This is a genomic window from Pseudomonas sp. GW822-FHT05A08 (genome assembly GCF_058800485.1).
Window position 1 is genome coordinate 182,207 of the sequence record NZ_CM179511.1, and the last position, 22,967, is coordinate 205,173.

General features: G+C 65.2%; 20 protein-coding genes. 14 read left to right on the forward strand and 6 right to left on the reverse strand.

The features are described from left to right. Position 1 precedes the first annotated feature (1 nt). The 6 genes from AC3RCP_RS00855 to lpdA all read left to right on the forward strand — a co-directional run bounded on the left by AC3RCP_RS00855 (position 2) and on the right by lpdA (position 6,750). Positions 2 to 1,759, forward strand: a complete 1,758-nt coding sequence (locus AC3RCP_RS00855) for a bifunctional alpha/beta hydrolase/class I SAM-dependent methyltransferase (RefSeq protein ID WP_492570525.1) — start codon at positions 2 to 4, stop codon at positions 1,757 to 1,759. Beyond that, positions 1,759 to 3,102, forward strand: coding sequence for a phosphatase PAP2/dual specificity phosphatase family protein (locus AC3RCP_RS00860; protein ID WP_492570524.1), 1,344 nt, complete (start codon positions 1,759 to 1,761; stop codon positions 3,100 to 3,102). Before AC3RCP_RS00855 ends, AC3RCP_RS00860 begins: the two co-directional genes overlap by 1 nt. After that, the gene (locus tag AC3RCP_RS00865; protein WP_123572327.1) at positions 3,092 to 3,547 is read left to right on the forward strand and encodes a hypothetical protein; all 456 of its coding nucleotides are present in this window, start codon (positions 3,092 to 3,094) and stop codon (positions 3,545 to 3,547) included. The genes AC3RCP_RS00860 and AC3RCP_RS00865 overlap by 11 nt, the downstream gene beginning before the upstream one ends. Positions 3,548 to 3,556: 9 nt before the next feature. Continuing rightward, entirely contained in the window at positions 3,557 to 4,180 is a 624-nt protein-coding gene (locus tag AC3RCP_RS00870) for a lysophospholipid acyltransferase family protein (RefSeq protein WP_087087392.1), read from the forward strand. Position 4,181: 1 nt separating this feature from the next. Further along, positions 4,182 to 5,114: a phosphatidate cytidylyltransferase gene (locus tag AC3RCP_RS00875; protein ID WP_007927638.1), complete on the forward strand. Its 933-nt coding sequence runs from the start codon at positions 4,182 to 4,184 to the stop codon at positions 5,112 to 5,114. Between the two features lie 235 nt (positions 5,115 to 5,349). Then, entirely contained in the window at positions 5,350 to 6,750 is a 1,401-nt protein-coding gene (gene lpdA / locus AC3RCP_RS00880; RefSeq protein WP_492570523.1) for a dihydrolipoyl dehydrogenase, read from the forward strand. A 114-nt stretch (positions 6,751 to 6,864) separates the two neighbouring features. Here the strand turns inward: lpdA and AC3RCP_RS00885 are convergent, their stop codons facing one another. Next, on the reverse strand, positions 6,865 to 7,338 hold the full coding sequence (locus AC3RCP_RS00885) for an Lrp/AsnC family transcriptional regulator (protein ID WP_007927641.1): 474 nt from the start codon (positions 7,336 to 7,338) through the stop codon (positions 6,865 to 6,867). Positions 7,339 to 7,484: 146 nt separating this feature from the next. Between AC3RCP_RS00885 and AC3RCP_RS00890 the strand changes: the two genes are divergently transcribed. Continuing rightward, complete coding sequence (locus AC3RCP_RS00890; RefSeq protein WP_101336343.1) at positions 7,485 to 8,111, forward strand: LysE family translocator; 627 nt, start codon at positions 7,485 to 7,487, stop codon at positions 8,109 to 8,111. A gap of 129 nt (positions 8,112 to 8,240) precedes the next feature. Here the strand turns inward: AC3RCP_RS00890 and AC3RCP_RS00895 are convergent, their stop codons facing one another. From AC3RCP_RS00895 to AC3RCP_RS00915, 5 genes are read right to left on the reverse strand one after another with little or no spacing between them, the layout of a single operon-like run. After that, positions 8,241 to 9,065, reverse strand: coding sequence for a class I SAM-dependent methyltransferase (locus tag AC3RCP_RS00895; RefSeq protein ID WP_492570522.1), 825 nt, complete (start codon positions 9,063 to 9,065; stop codon positions 8,241 to 8,243). Further along, positions 9,059 to 10,216: an acyltransferase family protein gene (locus AC3RCP_RS00900; protein WP_492570521.1), complete on the reverse strand. Its 1,158-nt coding sequence runs from the start codon at positions 10,214 to 10,216 to the stop codon at positions 9,059 to 9,061. Before AC3RCP_RS00900 ends, AC3RCP_RS00895 begins: the two co-directional genes overlap by 7 nt. Continuing rightward, entirely contained in the window at positions 10,213 to 11,100 is an 888-nt protein-coding gene (locus tag AC3RCP_RS00905) for a class I SAM-dependent methyltransferase (RefSeq protein WP_492570520.1), read from the reverse strand. The genes AC3RCP_RS00900 and AC3RCP_RS00905 overlap by 4 nt, the downstream gene beginning before the upstream one ends. Further along, on the reverse strand, positions 11,100 to 12,404 hold the full coding sequence (locus AC3RCP_RS00910) for a glycosyltransferase (RefSeq protein WP_492570519.1): 1,305 nt from the start codon (positions 12,402 to 12,404) through the stop codon (positions 11,100 to 11,102). The genes AC3RCP_RS00905 and AC3RCP_RS00910 overlap by 1 nt, the downstream gene beginning before the upstream one ends. Beyond that, positions 12,404 to 14,011, reverse strand: coding sequence for a glycosyltransferase (locus AC3RCP_RS00915; RefSeq protein WP_492570518.1), 1,608 nt, complete (start codon positions 14,009 to 14,011; stop codon positions 12,404 to 12,406). Before AC3RCP_RS00915 ends, AC3RCP_RS00910 begins: the two co-directional genes overlap by 1 nt. Positions 14,012 to 14,841: 830 nt before the next feature. Here AC3RCP_RS00915 and AC3RCP_RS00920 point away from each other — a divergent pair. Genes AC3RCP_RS00920 through AC3RCP_RS00950 form a run of 7 tightly spaced genes read left to right on the forward strand, consistent with a single transcriptional unit; the run spans position 14,842 to position 22,948 of the window. After that, positions 14,842 to 15,813, forward strand: a complete 972-nt coding sequence (locus AC3RCP_RS00920) for a GDP-mannose 4,6-dehydratase (RefSeq protein ID WP_492570517.1) — start codon at positions 14,842 to 14,844, stop codon at positions 15,811 to 15,813. Positions 15,814 to 15,816: 3 nt separating this feature from the next. After that, positions 15,817 to 17,259 (forward strand): mannose-1-phosphate guanylyltransferase/mannose-6-phosphate isomerase, encoded by a 1,443-nt coding sequence (locus AC3RCP_RS00925; RefSeq protein ID WP_492570516.1) that lies wholly within the window; start codon positions 15,817 to 15,819, stop codon positions 17,257 to 17,259. Next, entirely contained in the window at positions 17,259 to 18,056 is a 798-nt protein-coding gene (locus AC3RCP_RS00930; RefSeq protein ID WP_007924587.1) for an ABC transporter permease, read from the forward strand. The genes AC3RCP_RS00925 and AC3RCP_RS00930 overlap by 1 nt, the downstream gene beginning before the upstream one ends. Then, entirely contained in the window at positions 18,056 to 19,330 is a 1,275-nt protein-coding gene (locus tag AC3RCP_RS00935; RefSeq protein ID WP_492570515.1) for an ABC transporter ATP-binding protein, read from the forward strand. Before AC3RCP_RS00930 ends, AC3RCP_RS00935 begins: the two co-directional genes overlap by 1 nt. After that, complete coding sequence (locus tag AC3RCP_RS00940) at positions 19,327 to 20,703, forward strand: glycosyltransferase family 4 protein (protein ID WP_492570514.1); 1,377 nt, start codon at positions 19,327 to 19,329, stop codon at positions 20,701 to 20,703. Before AC3RCP_RS00935 ends, AC3RCP_RS00940 begins: the two co-directional genes overlap by 4 nt. Then, entirely contained in the window at positions 20,687 to 21,817 is a 1,131-nt protein-coding gene (locus tag AC3RCP_RS00945) for a glycosyltransferase family 4 protein (protein ID WP_492570513.1), read from the forward strand. Before AC3RCP_RS00940 ends, AC3RCP_RS00945 begins: the two co-directional genes overlap by 17 nt. Continuing rightward, complete coding sequence (locus tag AC3RCP_RS00950) at positions 21,818 to 22,948, forward strand: glycosyltransferase family 4 protein (protein ID WP_492570512.1); 1,131 nt, start codon at positions 21,818 to 21,820, stop codon at positions 22,946 to 22,948. It abuts the gene before it with no gap. The last annotated feature ends 19 nt before the right edge of the window (positions 22,949 to 22,967 follow it).

Consider the following 22,967-nt stretch of genomic DNA (forward strand, 5'->3'; position numbering starts at 1 on the left):
CATGCGCGAAGCTCTCCACCAGACCTTCACCACCCACGACGGCGTCGAGCTGTTCTACCGCCACTGGCCGGCCACCGCCGCCCCCTCGGACGCCCCGCGCCAGGCGGTGCTGCTGTTCCACCGCGGCCATGAACACTCCGCGCGCATCGCCCACCTGGTGGACGAACTGGACCTGCCAGCCTTCGATTTCTTCGCCTGGGACGCCCGTGGCCACGGCCAGTCGCCCGGCGCCCGGGGCGACAGCCCGAGCTTCGCCACCAGCGTGCGCGACGTGCAGACCTTCTGCGATCACCTGCGGGCCAGCCACGGCATCGACGAAGAACACATGGCCGTGGTGGCCCAAAGCGTCGGTGCGGTGATTGCCGCCACCTGGGTCCACGATTACGCGCCGCGCATCCGCGCCCTGGTGCTGGCGTCGCCGGCGTTCAAGGTCAAGCTCTACGTGCCTTTCGCCCGCCCGGGCCTGGCGCTGATGCGGCGTTTTCGCGGCAACTTTTTCGTCAACAGCTACGTCAAGGCGCGCTTCCTCAGCCATGACCCGGCGCGGGTGGCCTCCTATGACAGCGACCCGCTGATCACCAAGGCGATCTCGGTGAACGTGCTGCTGGGCCTGTACGAAGCCGCCGAACGGGTGGTGGCCGATGCCCAGGCGATCCAGGTGCCGACCCAGCTGCTGATCTCCGGCGCCGACTTCGTTGTCCACCGCCGGCCCCAGGAACAGTTCTTCGAGCGCCTGGGCAGCCTGCACAAGGAAAAACACATCCTGCCGGGCTTCTTCCACGACACCCTCGGCGAGAAGGCCCGGGCCCCGGCCGTCGCCAGCGCCCGGCGCTTCATCCTGCAGAACTTCGCTCGACCGCTGAACCGCCCTGCCCTGCTCGACGCCGACCGCCTGGGCCTGACCTGCGCCGAGTCCGAGGCGCTGGCGGCGCCCCTGCCGCACAACTCCCTGCGTGACCTGTACTGGCGCATGACCCGCGCCAGCATGCGCCTGGGCAGCCAGCTCTCGGCCGGGGTCAAGCTGGGTTTCGACACCGGTTTCGACTCCGGCAGCACCCTGGACTACGTCTACCGCAACCAAGCCACCGGCACCTCGGCCCTGGGCCGGATGATCGACCGCAACTACCTGGACTCCATCGGCTGGCGCGGCATTCGCCAACGCAAGCTGCATGTGGAAGAACTGCTGCGCCTGGCCATGGAAAAACTGCGCGCCGAGCAGCGCGAAGTGCGCATCGTCGACATCGCCGCCGGCCACGGGCGCTACATTCTCGAAGCCTTGCAGGGGGTCAGCCCGCTGCCGGAGTCGATCCTGCTGCGCGACTACAGCGATATCAACGTGCGCGACGGCAACGCGTTGATCGCCGAGAAAGGCCTGGGCGAGATTGCCCGTTTCGTCAAAGCCGACGCCTTCGACCGCGACGACCTCGCGGCCCTGGCGCCCAAACCGACGCTGGCGGTGGTCTCCGGCCTGTACGAGCTGTTCGCCGACAACCCGATGGTCAGCGATTCCCTGGCGGGCCTGGCCGCCGCCGTGGAGCCTGGCGGTTACCTGGTCTACACCGGGCAACCGTGGCACCCGCAGCTGGAGCTGATCGCCCGCGCCCTGACCAGCCACCGCGCGGGCCAGGCCTGGGTCATGCGTCGCCGGACCCAGGCCGAGATGGACCAACTGGTGGAAGCCGCGGGGTTCCGCCGGATCACCCTGCGCGTCGATCAGTGGGGCATTTTCAGCGTGTCGCTGGCGCAGCGGGTGCAATGATGACGGTCGCCGCGACATACACCCGCGAGCCCGGCTTGCTGAAACCCGCGGTGCTCTGGCTGTTGCTGCTGGCGCCACTGTTTTTCGGCACCTACGGCTTCGCCACCTGGGTCACCGCGCAACGGGCCGAGGTCGGCAGCCTGGTGTTCGACTGGGAGCGGCAGATGCCGTTCTGGGCCTGGAGCATCGTGCCCTACTGGTCGATCGACCTGCTGTACGGTTTTTCCCTGCTGTTGCCCACCAGCCGCGAAGAACTCAAGCGCCACGCCTTGCGCCTGCTGACCGCGCAAGTCATCGCCGTCAGTTGCTTCTTGCTCTGGCCGCTGCGTTTCACCTTCCAGCGCCCGGAACTGGATGGCCTGTTCGGCTGGCTGTTCGACGTGCTGGCCGGCTTCGACAAGCCGTTCAATCAGGCGCCGTCACTGCACATCGCGCTGCTGGTGGTGCTGTGGGTCTGCTACGCGCGGCATGTCCAGAGCGCCTGGCGCTGGCTGGTGCACGGCTGGTTCGCGCTGATCGGCGTGTCGGTGCTGACCACTTATCAACACCACTTTATCGACGTGCCCACAGGCGCCCTGGCCGGCTGGCTGTGCGTCTGGCTGTGGCCGCTGGACCGCCCAGGGATGCTGCACAACCTGCGCCTGGCCCGCGACCGCCAGCGCTGGCGCCTGGCGTCGTTCTATACCGTGGGCGCCGCGGCGCTTGCCATCCCGGCCTTGGCCTTTTCCGGTGCCTGGTTGTGGCTGTTGTGGCCGGCACTGGCCCTGCTGCTGGTGGCGCTGAACTATGGGCTGTTCGACGCCAAGGGTTTCCAGAAGGGCGCGGACGGCCGCCTGGGCAACGCCACGCGCTGGCTGCTGGCGCCTTATCTGGCGGCGGCCTGGATCAATTCCCGGCTGTGGACACGCCAGCATCCACAGCCCGACGAGGTTGTGGATAACGTCTGGCTGGGGCGCATCCCGACCCCGGGCGAGCTGCAGGACAGCCCGTTCAGCGCGGTGCTCGACCTGTGTGCCGAACTGTCCATGGACGGTCGCCACCTGGCCTATCGCTGCGTGCCGGTGCTCGACCTGACCGCGCCCACCACCGAGCAATGCCGCGAGGCCGCGCAAGCCATCGAAAGCTTGCGTGAGCACGCGCCGCTGCTGGTCTGCTGCGCCCTGGGTTATTCGCGCAGCGCCACCGCCGTGGCCGCCTGGCTGTTGTACACAGGCCGCGCCGCCAGCGTCGATGCGGCCATCGTGCAGATCCGCCGCGCGCGCCCGCAGATCGTCCTGCAACCCGCGCACCGCAAGGCCCTGGAGCCTTTATCCACAGCCCTGGGGAGCGCCCATGGCCACTGATATGGAACTGCATGCGGTGGCCAGCCTGTTGCGCCGCGGGCATTCGCTCGACCTGTTATCCACAGGCCTGAGCCTGCTCGGCGCCCTGCTCGGCCTCGGCCAGTGGTTGCTCGGCGTGTCCGCCCCCTGGGCCATCGTCCTGAGCGTCGCCCTGCTGGTGCTGGGCTTGCTGCAAAAGTACTGGGCGCTGCGGGTGGCCTTCGATGCCGAGCTGTTCCAGCGGGTGGCGGACAGCCCGCTGCCGCTGGCCGAGCGCGGCGCCGCCCTGGACCAGGCGCTGAGCGCCCTCAACCTGCAACCGGCGAACGCCGGCGGCCGCCCGTGGCAACAACGCAGCCACGGCGCCCTCAACCTGTTGCGTCGCCAGGCCTGGCTGCTGGCGGCGCAAGTACTGCTGACACTGGGCTTCATCCTGGCCAGCCCCTGGCTGGCCGTCGCCGGATAAGGAATTCTCATGCTCGAACCCCTGGTCGCCACCCTCATCACCTCCGCCGCCCGCACCATCACCGGGGCGCGCAGCCTGTGGCTCGGCTGCGGGCCGCAGGCGGTGCAACGCATCTATTTCGCCAACCACAGCAGCCACGGCGACTTCGTTCTGCTCTGGGCCTCGCTGCCGCCCGCGCTGCGCAAGGTGACGCGGCCAGTGGCCGGCGCCGATTACTGGCAGACCCGCCCGCTGCGCCGCTACCTCATCAACCGGGTGTTCAATGGCGTGCTGATCGACCGCGAGCGCAAGGAGCCTGTGGATAACCCCTTGCAGCCAATGCTCGATGCCCTGGCCAACGGCGATTCGCTGATCATCTTCCCCGAAGGCACGCGCAACCTGGAGGAGGAAGGCCTGCTGCCGTTCAAGAGCGGCCTCTACCATCTGGCGAAAAGTTACCCACAGGCCCAGGTGATTCCGGTGTGGATCGCCAACCTCAACCGCGTGATGCCCAAGGGCCGTTTCCTGCCCCTGCCGCTTCTATGCACCACCAGCTTCGGCGCGCCGCTGTCCCTCGAGGACGGCGAAAGCAAAGAACACTTCCTCGAACGCAGCCGCGCAGCGCTGCTGGCCATGGCCCCGGAGCATTCTTGAGATGGATAGGCAAACCCTGATGTTGTTCGGCGGGATCGGCGCGGTACTGGTGCTGGCCTCGCTGATCGGTTTTCTGCTCAAGCTGCGCAGTCGTGGCGCGCCGAGCTCGGTGATCGACAACCTCAATGCGCGCATCAACGCCTGGTGGGTGATGGTGCTGGTGATCGGTATCGCCTTCTGGCTCGGCACCAGCGCGGTGATCCTGCTGTTCTACGCGGTGTCCTTCTACGCCCTGCGCGAGTTCCTGACCCTGATGCCGACCCGGCGCAGCGACTACCCGGCGCTGGTGGCGGCGTTCTACCTGGCCCTGCCGGTGCAATACCTGCTGATCTACTTCGACTGGTACGGGCTGTTCTCGATCTTCATCCCGGTCTATGTGTTCCTGCTGCTGCCGATCCTCGCGTCCCTGGGCGGCGACAGCACGCACTTCCTGGAACGCGCCTCCAAGGTCCAGTGGGGGCTGATGATCGCGGTGTTCTGCGTGTCGTTCGTCCCGGCGCTGCTGACCCTGGACATCGCCGGCTACGAAGGGCGCAACCTGCTGCTGATCGCCTACCTGGTGATCGTGGTGCAGATGTCGGACGTGTTGCAGTACGTCTGTGGAAAGCTCTTCGGCAAACGCAAGATCGCCCCGCGGCTGTCGCCATCCAAGACCGTGGAAGGTTTTGTCGGCGGCATCCTCCTGGCCTCGCTGATCGGCGGCGCGCTGTGGTGGATTACCCCCTTCACCATTTGGCAGTCGTTCCTGATCGCCCTGCTGATCAACCTGCTGGGCTTCGCCGGCGGCATCGTCATGTCGGCGATCAAGCGCGACCGCGGGGTGAAGGACTGGGGTCACATGATCGAAGGCCACGGCGGCATGCTCGACCGCCTGGACTCGGTGTGTTTCGCCGCGCCGATCTTCTTCCATCTCGTGCGCTACTGGTGGACCTGAACACCCCGCCTCCCTTCTTCTGTAGGAGCGAAGCTTGCTCGCGAAAAGATCGCCAACGATAACGCGTGCCGGTTGACGGCACGCCGCTTCGCGGCTTTCGCGAGCAAGCTTCGCTCCTACAAGGAAGACGCGATCGCGTGCTTGACCAGGGTTGCTTTGCGCGCTCATATTACGGTCATAATTTTTCGCTCGACTACCTTTGAAAGCCTTCTTTTCCGATTGCAGGAGAACAGCCATGAGCAGCTACGACGTCGTCATCCTCGGTGGGGGTCCCGGTGGCTACAACGCCGCCATTCGCGCCGGCCAGCTGGGCCTCAAGGCCGCCTGCGTCGAAGGTCGCGCCACCCTCGGCGGCACCTGCCTGAACGTCGGCTGCATGCCGTCCAAGGCCTTGCTGCACGCCTCGGAGCTGTATGACGCGGCCATGGGCAAGGAATTCGCCGAACTGGGCATCGAGGTCAAGCCCAGCCTCAACCTCGCCCAGATGATGAAGCAGAAGGACGACAGCGTGGCCGGCCTGACCAAGGGCATCGAGTTCCTGTTTCGCAAGAACAAAGTCGACTGGATCAAGGGCTGGGGCTATATCGACGGCCCGGGCCAGGTCACGGTGACCGACAGCGCCGGGGCCAAGACCCGGTTGCAGGCCAAGGACATCGTGATCGCCACCGGCTCCGAGCCGACGCCACTGCCCGGGGTGGAGATCGACAACCGGCGCATCCTCGACTCCACCGGCGCGCTGTCCCTCGGCGAGGTGCCCCGGCACCTGGTGGTGATCGGCGCCGGGGTGATCGGCCTGGAGCTGGGTTCGGTCTGGCGGCGCCTGGGGGCCCAGGTGACGGTGGTCGAGTACCTGGACCGCATCTGCCCCGGGGTCGATGGCGAAGCCGGCAAGACCCTGCAACGGGCCCTGGCCAAGCAGGGAATCGCCTTCAGGCTCGGCACCAAGGTCAGCAGCGCCAGCACCTCGGCCAATGGCGTGCAGTTGAGTATCGAACCCGCCGCGGGCGGCACGGCGGAGCTGCTGGAAGCCGACTATGTGCTGGTGGCCATCGGGCGCCGGCCTTATACCCAGGGCCTGGGCCTGGAGAACGTCGGCCTGAGCACCGACTCGCGCGGCATGCTCGCCAACCAGCGGCACCGCACCGAGGCTCCCGGCGTGTGGGTGATTGGCGACGTCACCTCAGGGCCGATGCTCGCCCACAAGGCCGAGGACGAGGCCATGGCCTGCATCGAGCAGATCGTCGGCAAGGCCGGCGAAGTGAATTACGACCTGATTCCCAGTGTGATCTACACCAAGCCGGAGCTGGCCAGCGTCGGCAAGACCGAAGAGCAGCTCAAGGCCGAGGGCCGGGCCTACAAGGTCGGCAAGTTCCCTTTCACGGCCAACAGCCGGGCCAAGATCAACCACGAGACCGAAGGTTTCGCCAAGGTCCTGGCGGACGCGCAGACCGATGAAATCCTCGGCGTGCATCTGGTAGGACCGAGCGTCAGCGAAATGATCGGCGAATACTGCGTGGCCATGGAGTTTTCCGCCTCGGCCGAAGATATCGCCCTGACCTGCCACCCGCACCCGACCCGCTCCGAGGCGTTGCGCCAGGCGGCGATGGATGTCGAGGGGATGGCGACGCAGATGTAGAACCTGTAGCCGCTGCCGCAGGCTGCGTAAGGCCCGAAGGGCCTCGGCGATCTTGAGACTTGCGCGCCCTTCGGTCGCGATCGCAGCCTTCGGCAGCGGCTACAGATGATCGCGTCAGGTCGGCAAATGCCCCAGCGGCAGCGCGCCTGGGGTTTTCACCGTGTGGATCGCGAAGTTGCTGCGGATATCGCTGACGCCCGGCAGTTTCAGCAGGCTGCCGGTAAGAAAACGGTCGTAGGCGCGCAGGTCCGGCACCACCACCTGCAGCAGGAAGTCCGACTCGCCGGACACCAGGAACGCCGAAAGCACCTCCGGCAGCGCCGTCACCGCCTTGTGGAAGGCTTCGGAATGCTCATCGGTGTGCCGCTCGACCTTGACCCCGACGAACACCGTCAGCCCCAGGCCCACTTCATCGCGATCGAGGTTGGCCTGGTAGCCGCGAATCACCCCGGCTTCTTCCAGCATCCGTACCCGACGCAGGCAGGGTGAAGGAGACAGGCCGATCTCCTCCGCCAGTTGCACGTTGCTCAGGCGGCCGTCGCGCTGCAGGGCGGCGAGAATCTTGCGGTCGTAGGCGTCCAGTTTCATTTTTGGCATTTTCCGATAGTCACTCCATGTCCAGGTGGAAGATTATGCCAATTTCCACCTCCTTGCTGGCTGACTACGCAAGCACCTGCCCTGCCCTTCGGCCCTAGACTCTACCTACCGAATCGACAACGAAAGGGGGTGGCAAGGTGGCGCAACTGTGGATGTTTTTCCTGGCATTGGCGGTGGTCTATCTGCTGCCCGGCCCCGACATGATCCTCCTGCTGCAAACCGGCGCCCGCCAAGGCAAGGGCCTGGCGCTGGCCACCGCGGTGGGCCTGGCGATTGCCCGGGGCTCTCATGTGGCACTGGCGGCACTGGGCCTGGCCGCCCTGTTCAAGGCCGCGCCCTGGACCTTCGAGGTGGTGCGCCTGGGCGGGGCCGCGTACCTGTTGTGGCTCGGCGTGCAATGCCTGCGGGCCAACCTGCTGCCCAGCCTGCGGGATGGCGAGGCCGCGAGCGCCCTGCGCTGGCGCGAAGCGATCCGCCGCGGCCTGCTGACCAACCTGCTCAACCCCAAGGCGCTGCTGTTCTGCTCGGTGCTGCTGCCACAGTTCATCGACCCGCAGGCCGGCCCCGTGGCCGCGCAGTTCGCCAGCCTCGGTCTGCTGCTGGTATTGGTGGGGTTGCTGTTCGACAGCGCCTACGCCCTGGCCGGCGCCTGGATCGGCCGCTGGCTGGCGCACAACCGCGCCGCCCAGCGGGTCCAGCAATGGCTGTTCGGCAGCCTGCTGATCGGTTTCGCCCTGCGCCTGACTTTCGTGCAACAGGCCTGAAGCTCTGTAGCCGCTGCCGCAGGCTCGGGCCGCGTTCGGACGATCGCGACCGAAGGGCGCGCAAGGCCACAAGATCGCCGAAGGCCTGCGGCCTTATCGCAGCCTGCGGCAGCGGCTACAGGAACCGGTTCAGGCCGGCTTGCGGGCGATGATGACCTGGCTCTTGGCGACCACGGCGTCCAGCGCGTGCTTGATCTGCACCCCGCGCGGCGAGTTGAGGATGGTCTGCCAGGTGCTGGCCCATTGATCGAGCAGCGGGTGGTCGGGGTTGCTGAATTCGACCTTGGCTTCCCAGAACAGCAGCATCCACATCGACCAGTAGAAGCCGTACTGGCTATGGCTCAGCACCTCCAGCCCGGCGTCGCCGACCATCTGCTTGAACTGCTCTTCGCTGATGATGCGGATATGGTTGGGCTTCTGGAAATACTCCGGCGCGGCGATGTCCTTTTGCAGGTCCTCGGAGCTCGGGTGCGGCACGCTCAACAGGTACAGCGCGCCCGGCTGGCCGACCCGCACCAGCTCGCAGAGAAACTGCGCCGGATCGTCCACATGCTCGATGACCTCGGTGGACACCACCCGGCTGGCGGTACCGTCGGCAATCGGCAGCGGGTTGCAGTCGGTGACATGGCATTCCACGCCGCAGGCCGGCGTATCGCTCAGGCGCTGGCGCGTCGCCTCGACCTTGGCCGCGTCGATGTCGGCAATGATGATCTTCGCCCCGCGCATCGCGCAGTAATGCACGTTGCCGCCGTCACCACAGCCAACGTCCAGCAGGGTGTCCTCGGCCGTCACCGGAAAGCCGGTGAACAGCTCGCCGTTTTCCTGGTTGAACCAGCCGCTGAGCATGGCGTCCTGCAGGCCCAGCATGTACGGATCGACCTTGGCCGGCGGCGGTGCGTCGGGCGCTACGGCCGCAGGAGCGCTCGCCGTGAGTTTTTTCAGAAGGCTCAGCATGAAGTGACTCCAGTGGAAGGAACGGGAGAACGGGATGTGCCCAGGCGTTGCACCAGCTCGGCGCCCCGATTGCGCAGGGGCAACTCGATGACACGGTAGTTGAGTTCGCTCAGCAACAGCAGCAGGCCCAGGGCGCAGGCCAGCGCCAGCAGCGGCTGGTCGTTCAGCCCGGTCGTGCCCAGGGGCGCCAGGCGGAACCAGGCTTCGCGGACCAGCAGAAACACCGGGATATGGATCAGGTAGATCCCGTAGGAACGACTGCCGACCCAGGCCAGCAGGTTTTTCAGCGGGCCGCGGGGTAACAGGTAGTCACGGTCGTAGGAAGCGATCCACACCAGCAGCGCGCAGAGCAGCGCCAGGGCGCCGACCCGATAAAAAGTCGCATGGAACCCATCGGTGGCCAGCCAGCCCATGCCCAGGCAGGAGAGGATCAGCAGCAACGGGCCGAGCCCGGGATGCCGCCCCAGCCACTCCGGCTCCCAGTGCCGGTAGCTGGATCGGGCTGTCCACAGCGCCAACAGCACGCCGAGGGCCATGGCGTCGGTGCGGATGAACATCAACAGCACCGAGCGCAAGCTCACCAGTTGCACGACCACCAGCGCCAACAACACCCAGGCCAGGTACCTGCGGCACAACAGCACCAGCAGCGGCAGCAACAGGTAGAACTGCTCCTCCAGCGACAGGCTCCAGTAGACGAAACTGGCGCCGTACTCGTAGTGGAAAAAACTGTCGGCGAAACGGAAATTGGCGAACTGCAACAGGCCGGCAACCGTGGCCCACAGGTTGGCGTGCAGACTACCGAAGGCCCCCGAACGATTGAGGAACAGGCTCGCCAGCAACATCAGCAGCAGCCACAACCAGGCCGAGGGCAGCAGGCGGAAGGCGCGGCGAATCCAGAAGTCGCGGGTCCGTTGCCAACACTGCGCGGCGCTGGTGCAGGCGCGCAGCTGCGGGATCAGGCTACGGGCGATGACAAAACCGGAGATGGCGAAAAACAGGTCCACGCCCCACCAGAACTGGCCGTAGGCGGCGACGCTGCCCAACCAGGCGAGCCCGCCTGGAAACAGATTGCCTTGCAGATGATGGAACACCACGCCCAGCACCGCGATGCCCCGCAGCAGCTCGATGTCCATAATCCGCTTGTCGTTCAAGACGGCTCAGCCACGGCGCCGGACAGCGGCTTGCGGGCAATGATGACCTGGCTTTTCGGCATGAAGCCATCGAGCACCTGCTTGATCGCCAGCCCGTCGGGTTGCGCCAGCAGCTCCTCCCAGGTCCGCGCCCAGCCTTCCATCAGCGCCGGGTACGGCGCCTGGATGCGGTCGCGCACGGCGCCCGGCGGCTCGCGTCCGGCGGCCCGTTCGCTGGCCCAGAAAAAGATCATGCCCATGACCCAGAAAAAGCCCGTGGCCTGCCGATGTTCGATGACCAGCCCGGCGTCCTCGATCATCTGGCCAAAGCCTTCGCGGGAAAATACCTGCACATGGTTCGGCGCGCGGTAGTAGCCGGACGGCGCGATGCCCTTCTGCAAATGCTCGCCCACCGGGTCCGGAACGCTGATCAGGTACTGCGCGCCGGGACGGCCCATGCGCACCAGCTCGGCGAGGAACGGCTCGGGCTGTTCGATGTGCTCCAACACTTCCATGCACACCACTTTGCTCGCGCAGCCCTGGGCCAGCGGCAACGGCAGGCTGTTGCTGACCAGCCCCAGGGCCGCTACGTCCGATTGCTCGGCGACTTGCCGGGCCAGGTCGCTCACCTTGTCGAACTCGCTGTCGGTGAAAATCACCGAAGCGCCCTGGCGCATGGCGAACAGCGTCGCCACGCCTTCGCCGCAACCGACATCGAGCAGGGTGTCGTCGGCGCTGATGGCAAAGCCCTTGAGCAGCTCGCCGGTTTCGGAACGGAACCAGCCATCGAGCATGGCGTCGCGCAAGCCGCAATCGCGGGGAGAAACCGCAGGCCTGGGCGCTTCGGCCAGCAGCGGCGCAGGCAACGGCGCGCCCCTGCGCAAACGCCGCAGAAACGCCCGCATCACGCGGGAAGCCCGGGGGTCGCAGACGCCTTGCGCCGCTCCAGCACCTGCTGGAAGAACTCGCCCAGGCGCTGTTCGGCCGTGGCCTGGCTACAGAAGCGCCGCAGGCTTTCGACCGCATGGCTCGACATGCGCGCATAACGCTCGGGGTCCTGCAGGGCAACGTCGTAGCTGGCGCGATAGGCCGAGCACAATGAATCCCAATTGGTGATGTAGCGCAGGGTCCGGTAGGCGGCCCGCGGATCGTGGGGCCAGGCGGTCAACTCGTCGGTGGAGTCGACGATGAAGGTGTTGTCGGGGTCGATGTAGTCGGCCATTGCGGTGTTGCACGGCGCCACCGCCGGCTTGCCGCAGGACATGAACTCCATCAGCGGCAGGCACTGCCCTTCGCCGAACGAGGAATTGACCACATAGCGGGTGGCCTCCACCAGCCGCTCGTAGTCCGGGTCGGACAAAAAGCCGTGGATCAGCACGATCCGGCACTGATAGGACTGGTTCTTGTAGAGGTGGTGCAGCATGTCGGCCAGCGCGTTGCCGATATCGTGGTGGGTCAGTTTCAGCACCAGGGTGGCGTCGGCACAGTCGCGAAAGGTGGTGCAGAACGCACTGATCATGTCCTGCCAGTTCTTGCGCCCGTCGTAGGGGTTGAACACCGAGGTGTAGACCACCCCGTCGAGCAGCAGCTGGCAGTCGCGGGCCGTGGCATCGAGCGCCAGCGGCATGCCTTCGTGCAGCGTGCCCGGGCCGTAGGCACTCAGGTCCAGGGTCCGGCTGTCGAGCAACAGTCCGTGCAGGTTGAGGGTCACACGGGACGCCCGTGGCTGCTTGCCCAGTTGCTCGCCACGGCGGGCGAAGCGATCCCAGACCGGGGCCGGGATCGCGCAGATCGGGTAGTCCTCGCCCATCACATCGCGCACCGCTCGCACGGTAAAGCTGGAATGGGTGATCGCCGCGCCCGCGGTGCCCAGGACCAGCCGCCAGTCATGGCGCGGCTCGCCCTGCCAGCTTTCGGTGGGAATGGTGCTGAACTCCCAGGCGAACACCGGGATGGTCGGGCAGGCGTAATGGTTGGGCGTGCGATGGGGCGGCGAGAACGACAGGAAGATGCACGCCTCGCCGCGGCTCTGGCAGTCGAAATACAGGCGGTCCACCAGCTCGTCGGGGTTGCTGACCTCCAGCACCTGGCCCAGGCGTTCCAGTACCGGCCGGAACTCCTTGAGCACAAAGTAGTAGCTGTATTCGGGACGGCCGAGGTTCTGCTGGATGTTGCTCTTGTTGGTTTCCGAATGGATGAGGATCAGCATCAGGCGTTACCCGCCACGGCCAGGGAGGATGCGCCACCGGCCTCGGTCAGCGGGGTCAGGGCGAAGAACTCCCGCAGGCGCCCCTGGACGCTGGCGAAGCTGCTGTACTCCTGCATGCGCCGGGCCGCGGCCAGGGACATCGACTGGTACCCCGCGGGGTTTTCCTTGGCCATGCGGTAACTGTCCTGGTAAGCGGTTTTCAACGAGCCCCAATCCGGGCGGTGACGCAGGGTGCGAAACAGGATGCGCGAGTCCTGCGGCCAGATCGCCGGCTCCTGGCTGGACTTGACGATGAAGGCCAGGTCCTCGTCGATGTAATCGAGCATGGCCGTGTGCAGCGGCGCGATCACCGGCTTGCCGCAGGCCATGAACTCCATCAGCGGCAGGCACAGGCCTTCGCACCGCGAGGCGTTGACGTAGAAACTGGCCGCGCCGTACAGCCTTGCGAATTGCTCGTCGTCCAGATAGCCGTGCATGGCCACCACCCGACAGCTGAACGGTGACAGCTGCGACAGCAGGGTCAGCATTTCGACGTAATAGGTCGACAGGTCGTTCTGGGTCATCTTCAACACCAGGGTGGCGTCTTCGGTGTCGCGCATCGCCCAGCAGAACGCGGTAATCAGTTGATGCCAGTTCTTGCGACCGTCATCGGGGTTGAACACGCTGACATAAACCACGCCATCGACCTGGAACGCCACCTGCTGGTCGGTGGCCGGGAGGACGGCCTGGGGGTGTTCCGGCTCAGGCGCGGGTGCCGGCAGGACGATAGGCAGCGCTGCCGCGTGCTCCGGTCTCGATTTCGCCATCAGTGCCCGCAGGCGCGCGGGGACCCGGTCGCGCAACCCCTCGCGGTAGCATTCGCGAACATAGTGCTTGCTGATGAACAGCGGCCGGCGCCATTCGCCGCCGGCCAGCGCCCGATACCATTCGCGCAGATAGTGCTTGGCGATGAACAGCCGGCGCCTGACGGTCAGCGGTGGGGCTTCGACAATCTCGACTTCGACGGGAGCGGGAGGCGGCGGCGCCTCTTCCAGTACCGGCGCGATCAGGCCGTCGGCGCAAAGCCCCAGCGTCCGGCTGTCGATGATGCAGCCCTTGATCTGCAGGGTAGTGCCGGCGTTGACCGGTACATTGGAATATTGCCCGCGGACGCCGTCGAAGCGCTCCCACAACGGGGTAGGCAGCACCAGCACCGGAAAATGCTCACCCAACACCCGACGCACCGCACGGGCCGTATGGCTGGACAGGGTGATCACCCGGCCATGGCGGCCAAGGGTGCGGCTCCAGTCCTGGTGCGGGTCGTTATCCCAGTATTCGTGGGGGATCGAATCGAACTCCCAGGCCACCACGCACAGGGTCGGGCAGTCCAGGTCGACCGGGGTTTTCTGGGGTGGGGTGAACGAAAGAAACAGGCAGTCTTCGCCCTTGAGCCGCAGTTCGTGATACAGCCGGTCAACCTCGGCCGGCGTCTGCACCACATGCACGCGCCCAAGGCTTTCCAGCACCGGGCGGTAGGCCTTGAGCACGAAGTAATAGCTGTATTCCGGACGCCCGAGGCTCTGGCTGATGGAGCCGTCGTTAACATCCGAATAAAGAATGAAATTCATGGCATCTCACGATGAAGCCGCCGTCCTGGCACCTTCACACAATGACGGTAGAGCCATGGCGCCACGCCTGTGTTGTGGGCGTGCATCCATCGTTCTCATGCCCGTCTGCGTTCTTGTTCTATTGGTCAGTTTCCAGCGGCTAAAGACAGCCGCTTCTGATCGTTTGGGTCGAGACGAAAGGCATTCTAAACACATCCATCGAATGTTCGGGAACCTACCGGAGAGATTTTTCCTATGCTCAAAAAGGAGAACTTACCGGTCACGATAGGACTTATTGAAATTGCCGCGCAATTGGCACAGATTGATTGCCAAATAACTACAACAATAACTTCGCGTGGCAGGCCATTCTCGATACTTTTCGGAAGTTCCTGAATTTTCCCGCATTTAAGCCCGGGATTTCGCGCAAGTTCGTGATGAGGGGACTGCCGCTTGAAGAAGCGTCTGTTTGTAACGGGCCTGAATGGATTCATGGGTCGTCACACCCAATCCCGCTTGAGCAGCATCGGCTCAGGCCGGAGGTCGCTGCCTGCCTCCTCCCATGGCCCGAGCGCCCAGCAAAACTTCCAGCGCCCGTTACCCCGGTCACCCGACTCGGCGATCCACCTGACTGGCCAGCGCAACAACATCCGCCCCCTGCTCGAGCCTCTGACCCCGCTTGCCCCGGCCTCCACCATCGCGCTCCAGCCCCCTGCCCGTCCATGGCGGACAGCATCGCGTTGCGTCCATGGTGGCCATGGCGAGCGGCTGAACAGCGGATGGGCGCCTGAAACACCTATACAACAATCCCTGCGGGCGATCCTGTCCGACTGGGAGTCACGGGTACTACAAGAATGACAAAAAGTGCACTGATCACAGGGATCACGGGGCAGGACGGCGCCTATCTGGCCAAGTTGCTGCTGGACAAGGGCTATCAGGTTCACGGACTGGTGGCGCGACGCAGCAGCGACTCGCGCTGGCGCTTGCGTGAGATGGGCATCGAGGGCGAGATCCGCTACCTGGATGGCGACATGGCCGACGCCTGCTCCGTGCAACGGGCGGTGATCAAGGCGGCGCCCGACGAACTCTACAACCTGGCGGCGCAAAGCTTTGTCGCCGCCTCCTGGGACCAGCCGGTGACCACCGGTATCGTCGACGGGCTGGGCGTGACCCACCTGCTCGAGGCGATCCGCCAGTTCAGCCCGCACACCCGTTTCTACCAGGCGTCCACCAGCGAAATGTTCGGCCTGATCCAGGCCGAGCAGCAGGACGAAAATACCCCGTTCTACCCGCGCAGCCCCTACGGCGTGGCCAAGCTCTACGGGCACTGGATCACCGTGAACTACCGCGAGAGCTTCGGCCTGCACGCCAGCAGCGGCATCCTGTTCAACCACGAATCGCCCCTGCGCGGCATCGAGTTCGTGACCCGCAAGGTCACCGACGCCGCCGCCCGGATCAAGCAGGGCAAGCAGCAGGAGCTGCGCCTGGGCAACATCGACGCCAAGCGCGACTGGGGATTCGCCGGCGACTATGTCGAAGCCATGTGGCTGATGCTGCAACAGGGCAAGGCCGACGATTACGTGGTGGCCACCGGTGTCACCACTACCGTGCGCGAGATGTGCCGGATCGCCTTCGAACACCTCGGTCTGAACTACCGTGACTACGTGAAGATCGACCCGGCGTTCTTGCGCCCGGCGGAGGTCGATGTACTGCTGGGCAACCCGGCCAAGGCTCAAAAGCTCCTTGGCTGGCGGCCCAAGACCGATCTGCAGGACCTGATCCACATGATGGTGGATGCGGACATGACACGTGTTGCCAAGGAGTAAGGCATGTTGATTCCTGTAATTGTTTCCGGCGGCGCCGGCACCCGTTTATGGCCAGTGTCACGCGAAGGCCAGCCCAAGCCCTTCATGACCCTGCCGGACGGCCAGAGCCTGCTGGGCAAGACCTACCGTCGAGCTGCCGGGCTGCTGGCCGGCAACGGCGAGATCGTCACGGTGACCAACCGTGAGCACTTTTTCCAAAGCAAGGACCATTTCCAGGCCGCCAGGCTGGAACAGCACCACGGCCACTTCATCCTCGAACCCTCGGGCCGCAACACAGCACCGGCGATTGCCGCCGCCGCGCTGGCCGTGCAGGCACGGCACGGCGATCAGGCAACCCTGGTGGTCATGCCCGCCGACCACCTGATCCAGGACGAGGCGGCCTTTCGCAATGCTGTCGCCCACGCCGTGCAACTGGCCGAAGCCGGTTACCTGGTGACGTTCGGCATCACCCCGACCGCGCCGGAAACCGGTTTTGGCTACATCGAATCCGGCGATAGCCTGGACGAACGTGGCGGCGCCCGGGTTCGCCGCTTCGTCGAGAAACCTGACCCGCTGACCGCCCAGGGTTACCTCGACAGCGGCCGGTTCCTGTGGAACTCGGGGATGTTCTGCTTCACGGTCGCGACCCTGCTGGCCGAGTTGCAGCAGCACGCTCCCGCGCTGCTGGAGCTGGGCCGCGCCTGCCAGGCGGCCAGCACGCCGGTGGAAACCGGACGCATTGTCCAGCACGAGTTGTCGGCGGCGCATTTCGCCGATATGCCGGATATTTCCATCGACTACGCGCTGATGGAAATCTCGGACAAGGTCGCAGTGATCCCAGCCGGCTTCGACTGGAGCGATATTGGTTCCTGGTGCGCGATCAGCGCCCTGGTCGACGCCGATGCCCAGGACAACCGCGCCACCGGCGAAGCCCTGTTCATCGACAGCCGCGGCAATTTCGTGCAGAGCGAAGGCCGGATGATCGCCACGGTGGGCGTCGACAACCTGATCGTGGTCGAGACCGCCGACGCCATCCTGGTGGCCCACGCCGACCGCGCCCAGGACGTGCGCCAGGTGGCCAGGCAGCTCAAGGACCGCAACCACGAAGCCTATCGCCTGCATCGCACGGTCAACCGGCCCTGGGGCAGCTACACCGTGCTGGAGGAAGGCCCGGGCTTCAAGATCAAGAAGATCGTGGTCAAGCCGGGCGCCACGCTGTCGCTGCAGATGCATCACCACCGCAGTGAGCATTGGGTGGTGGTCCAGGGCACGGCCAGGGTCACCAACAACGGCGAAGGCTCGCATCTGCTCAACAGCAACGAATCCACCTTCATCGCCGCCGGACACAAGCACCGCTTGGCGAACCCGGGGGTGATCGACCTGGTCATCATCGAAGTGCAGAGCGGCGAATACCTGGGCGAGGACGACATCGTCCGTTTCGAAGACCAATACGGCAGGACAGCCTGATGCTGCTCAATCTGTACCGCTCGCTGCGCAGCTATCGGGGCTTCATCCTCGGCAGCGTGCAGCGCGAGTTCCAGGCGCGTTATCGCAACTCGCTGTTCGGCGCCTTGTGGACCGTGCTCAACCCGCTGTCGATGATCGTGGTCTACACGGTGATCTTTTCCCAGGTGATGCGCGCTCGCCTGCCGGGGGTCGAGGACGGCCTGGCCTACAGCGTCTACCTCTGTGCCGGGCTGCTGACCTGGGGCCTGTTTTCCGAGCTGACCCTGCGTAGCCAGAGCATGTTCCTGGAAAACGCCAACCTGCTGAAGAAGATCAGCTTCCCGCGCATCTGCCTGCCGGTGATCGTGCTGCTCAACGCCGGCATCAACTTCGCGATCATCCTCGGCCTGTTCCTCGGCTTCCTGCTGATCACCGGGCGCCTACCGGGCCTGGCGCTGCTGGCGCTGATCCCGCTGCTGCTGTTGCAAGTGCTGTTCTGCACCGGCCTGGGGATGATCCTCGGGGTGCTGAACGTATTCTTCCGCGATGTAGCGCAGTTCTTCGGCATCTTCCTGCAGTTCTGGTTCTGGCTGACCCCCATCGTCTACCCCATCAGCATCCTGCCCGAGTCGATCCAGCGCCTGCTGGCGCTCAACCCGCTGACCGCGCTGATGCACAGCTACCAGAACCTGTTCCTGTACGACCAGTGGCCGCAATGGAGTTCGCTGACCCCGATGCTGGTGATCAGCCTGCTGTTCTGTGGCATGGGGCTGCGGCTTTTCCGCCAGCGCGTCGGTGAAATGGTGGATGAGCTCTGATGGGACATATACGCGTCACCGGCCTGGGCAAGGCCTATAAGCAGTACCCGAACCGCTGGAGCCGGCTGTTCGAATGGATGATTCCGTTTTCCAGGCCGCGCCATCACCTGCACTGGGTGCTGCAGGGCGTCGACTTCGAGATCGAGCCGGGCCAGGCCGTGGGCATAGTCGGGGTCAACGGCGCCGGCAAAAGCACCTTGCTGAAAATGATCACCGGCACCACCCAGCCGACCTGCGGCGAGATCCACCTGCGGGGTCGGGTAGCGGCGTTGCTGGAGCTGGGCATGGGTTTCCACCCGGACTTCACCGGGCGCCAGAACGCGGTCATGGCCGGCCAGCTGCTGGGCATGCAGGTCGAGGAAATCCAGGCCCTGATGGCGGAAATCGAAGCCTTCGCCGAGATCGGCGAGGCCATCGATCATCCGGTACGCACCTATTCGAGCGGCATGCAGATGCGCCTGGCATTCAGCGTGGCCACGGCCCGGCGCCCGGACATCCTGATCGTCGACGAAGCGCTGTCGGTGGGCGACGCCTACTTCCAGCACAAGAGTTTCGAGCGCATCCGCAGCTTCCGCCGCGCCGGCACCACCCTGCTGATCGTGTCCCACGACCGCTCGGCGATCCAGTCGATCTGCGACACCGCGATCCTGCTCGAACAGGGCCGTGTGGCCATGCACGGCAAGCCGGAAGAGGTGATGGACTACTACAACGCCATGCTCGCCGAACGCGAAGGCCAGACGGTGCGCCAGGAAATGCTCGCCAACGGCCAGGTACGGACCATTTCCGGCACCGGCGAAGCCGCGATCCTCAGCGTGCACCTGCGCGACGAACGCGAGCGTTCGATCGAGATGGCCGAAGTCGGCCAGCCGGTGGTGCTGGAAGTACAGGTCGAGGTGCGCCAGAACATCGAACGGCTGGTGCTGGGCTTCATGATCAAGGACCGTCTCGGCCAGCCCATGTATGGCATCAACACCCATCGCCTGGACCAGGCCCTGACCGACTTGAGCGCCGGCGAAAAGGTCACCTTCCGCTTCGCCTTCACCATGGGCCTGGGCAAGGGCAACTACTCGGTGGCCCTGAGCCTGTCGCGGCTGGATTCGCACCTGGATCGCAACTTCGAATGGCGCGACTACGGCCTGGTCTTCCACGTCATCAATAATCGCCAGGAAGACTTTGTCGGCTGCTCCTGGTTGCAGGCGCGGACCAGTATCGAGCGCACCCTCCCGGGCTCCGCGGAGCCCGTCCAGCCAATCAGCCAGCAGGTGGAACCATGAGCCGCCTGTTGATCGAATGCACCTACGTGTTCGAACACCCCGAAACCAACTCAGGCATCCAGCGCGTGGTGCGCAACGTCATCCGCGAGTTGCCCGCGGCCAGCGGCGCGGTGGAATGCATTCCGGTGGCGATGCTCGGCGGCAAGCTGTATCGGGTTCTGAACCTCAAGCCACTGCCGACCCGGCGCTGGAACCTGATGAGCCTGCGGGTACGCCTGGAGCAGATCGCTAACGTTTTCTGGCTGCGCCACCGGACTCTGGAACGCCGCAAACCCTTTGCCGATTCATACATCGCCCGGCGCTTGCTCTACATCGCGTGCCGCCTGACGGCCTTTGCCTTTCTCAGCATTCCCCTGCGCCTGTGCAACCGCTTGGTGAACGTGGATGAAATTCCCCAGCGTTGTGTGCCGCTGCAACATCAACCGGGCGATCAACTGGTGCTGTTGGACTCGTCGTGGCACGCCGACTTTTTCCCCTTGGCCGAACAGCTCAAGCGCGACGGCGTGGGAATAGTTTCGGTGATCTACGACCTGATCCCCCTGACTCATCCGCAGTTCTGCGACGCCGGGCTGGTCCGGGTGTTCAACCACTGGTTCGACTGGATAGCCCGCACCGCCGACGGCTACGTGGCGATCTCCGCGACCATCCGCGATCAGGTGCACGCGGAAATGCTCCGCCGGGTTGGCCGCGAGCAGGTCGCGCAGCGCTGGTTCGACTATTTCCACCTGGGTTCGGAACTGGATCAGTGCAGCGAGAACGCTCGGATCAACCCGGATCTGGCCCAGCTGTTCAAAGGCCAGGCAGCGGTGTTTCTGATGGTCAGCACCATCGAGCCACGCAAGAACCACGGGTTCCTGCTCGACGCCTTCGAGCGTGTCTGGGCCAGCGGCTCGCAGGCCCGCCTGTGCATCGCCGGACGCATCGGCTGGAAGTGCGAGGCGCTGATCGAACGGATTCGCCGGCACCCGGAGTTGAACCGGCGCCTGTTCATGTTCAATTCACTGGACGACAACAGCCTGGAGTACGCCTATTCCAAGGCGACGGCGCTGGTGTTCCCCTCCTATGTCGAAGGGTTCGGCCTGCCCCTGGTGGAAGCCATGCAGCGTGGCCTGCCCGCCATGGGCAGCGACATCCCGGTGTTCCGCGAGATCGGCGGCGAGTTCATGGCCTACTTCGACCTCGACGATCCGCAAAGCCTGGCCGAGCTGGTCATCCAGCAGGAGCGCACGGGGGTGTTCCCCGCTGCCCGTGATGTGGATGAGTGGCGTTGGCTGACTTGGCGCGACGCCAGCAACCAGTTGATCGAACGTATTGTCCGCCAGCACCGGAACGCCCCTGCGGCCCTGGAGATGAACGATGCGTGTAGCCCTTAACGCGCGCATTCTCCAGGCGCCACGCACCGGCATCGGCCACTACGTCGCGGAACTGGCGCCGGCCCTGGCCGGCGAGCCGGACCTTGAACTGGCGCTGTTCCATGGCTGGGGTTGGAGCAATGAACTGCCGGCTGCCGCGATGCCCGGTTATTCCCGGCTCAGCCCCTGGCTGCGCCAGGTTCCCGGGGCCTACCAGGCGCGGCGCTGGCTGGAACAGCGGCGCTTCGACCAGGGCCGGCACGCCACCATCGACCTCTACCACGAACCCAGCCTGTGGCCGATGTCGTTCGAGGGGCCGACCGTGATGACCCTGCACGACCTGACCCACGTGCATTACCCGACCACCCAGCCACCGACGCGGCTGAAGGAAATCGAGCGACGCCTGGGCGCCGGCATGGAGCAGGCGCGGGTGATCCTGACCGATTCGCAGTTCGTCGCCGATGAAGCCCAGGCCTACTTCGGCCTGCCGCGCGAGCGTTTTGTCGTGGCCCCGCTGGGGGCGGCTCCACGCTTTCATCCCCGGGCTCCGGCCGAGCTGGAGCCCTGCCTCGCGACCTACGGGCTGCAAGCCCACGGCTATCTGCTCTGCGTGGGAACCCTGGAACCGCGCAAGAACCTGTCCCTGGCTTTGCTGGCGCATGCCCGGCTGCCGGAAACCCTGCGCCAGCGTTATCCCTTGCTGATCGTCGGCATGGCGGGCTGGGAACAGGGGCAATTCAGCGAAACGCTGTCCAGCGCCCTGGCCAGCGGCCATGTGCGCCTGCTGGGCTACCTGCCGGACGAACCGCTGGCACAGCTGGTCGCCGGGGCCAGGGCCCTGGTTTTTCCTTCGCGTTACGAGGGCTTTGGTCTTCCGGTCCTGGAAGCCATGGCCAGTGGTACGCCGGTGGTACTGACGCGATGTTCGGCGATGCCGGAAGTCGCGGGTGCGGCCGGCAACTATGTCGACCCCGACGATGTGGACGGCTTGCGCCACGCCCTGCTGCGCCTGATCGAAGACGACGGCCATTGGCAGGCGTGCCGCGAAGCGGGATTGCAACAGGCAAGACTTTTTTCCTGGGGGCGCTGCGCGCGGATCACCGCGCGTGCCTACCGTCAGGCCATGGGAGGCTGAATGCGGGTCTTACACTTCTACAAAACATACCTGCCTGACTCGGTCGGCGGCACTGAACAGGTCATCTTCCAGCTCTGCGAAAGCGGTGCCCACTATGGCATCGACGGCCAGGTCCTGACGCTGAGCCCCACTCCCTCCTCCGGCGCACTGAAGGTGGGCCAGCATGAGGTGCATCAGGCGAAGCTGGATTTCCAGTTCGCCTCCACCGGCTTTTCCTACAGCGTGTTCAAGCAGTTTCGCGAAATGGCCGCCGAAGCCGATGTGGTCAACTATCACTTCCCCTGGCCGTTCATGGACCTGGTGCATTTCATGAGTGGCATGAACAAGCCCTGCGTGGCCACCTATCACTCCGACATCATCCGCCAGCGCCACCTGCTCAAGCTGTACCGGCCATTGATGAACCGCTTCCTGCACAGCGTCGACCGGATCGTCGCCGCGTCGCCGAACTACCTGCACACCAGCGATGTGCTGCAACAGTTCCCGGACAAGACCCGGGTCATCCCCTACGGCCTGAACAAGGCTGGTTATCCACAGCCCGACGCCGAACGCATGGCCCAGTGGCGCCAGCGCCTGGGCGAGCGTTTTTTCCTGTTCGTCGGGGTGATGCGTTACTACAAGGGCCTGCACATCCTGCTCGATGCCCTCAAGGACGTGGACTACCCGGTGGTGATCGTCGGCGCCGGCCCGCTCGAAGCCGAATTGCATGCCCAGGCCGCGGCGCTGGGCCTGCGCAACCTGCATTTCCTCGGCCGCCTGGGGGATGAAGACAAGGTGGCCCTGCTGCAACTGAGCTATGCCATCGTCTTTCCCTCGCACCTGCGCTCCGAGGCGTTCGGCATCTCGTTGCTCGAAGGCGCGATGTACGGCAAACCGATGATCTCCAGCGAGATCGGCACCGGCACCAGCTACATCAATATCCATGGCGAAACCGGCCTGGTGGTGCCGCCCAGCGATCCCCTGGCCTTCCGCGCCGCCATGCGCCAGCTCTGGGACAACCCGGAACAGGCCGCTCGGATGGGCCTCAAGGCCGAGGCCCGTTACCGGCAGCTGTTCACCGCCGACCAGATGGGCCAAAGGTGGAGCAAGCTGTACCAGGAGTTGCTGGAGGAAAAAGCCCTGTCCTACGCCTGATACCGATCCGTAGGAGCGA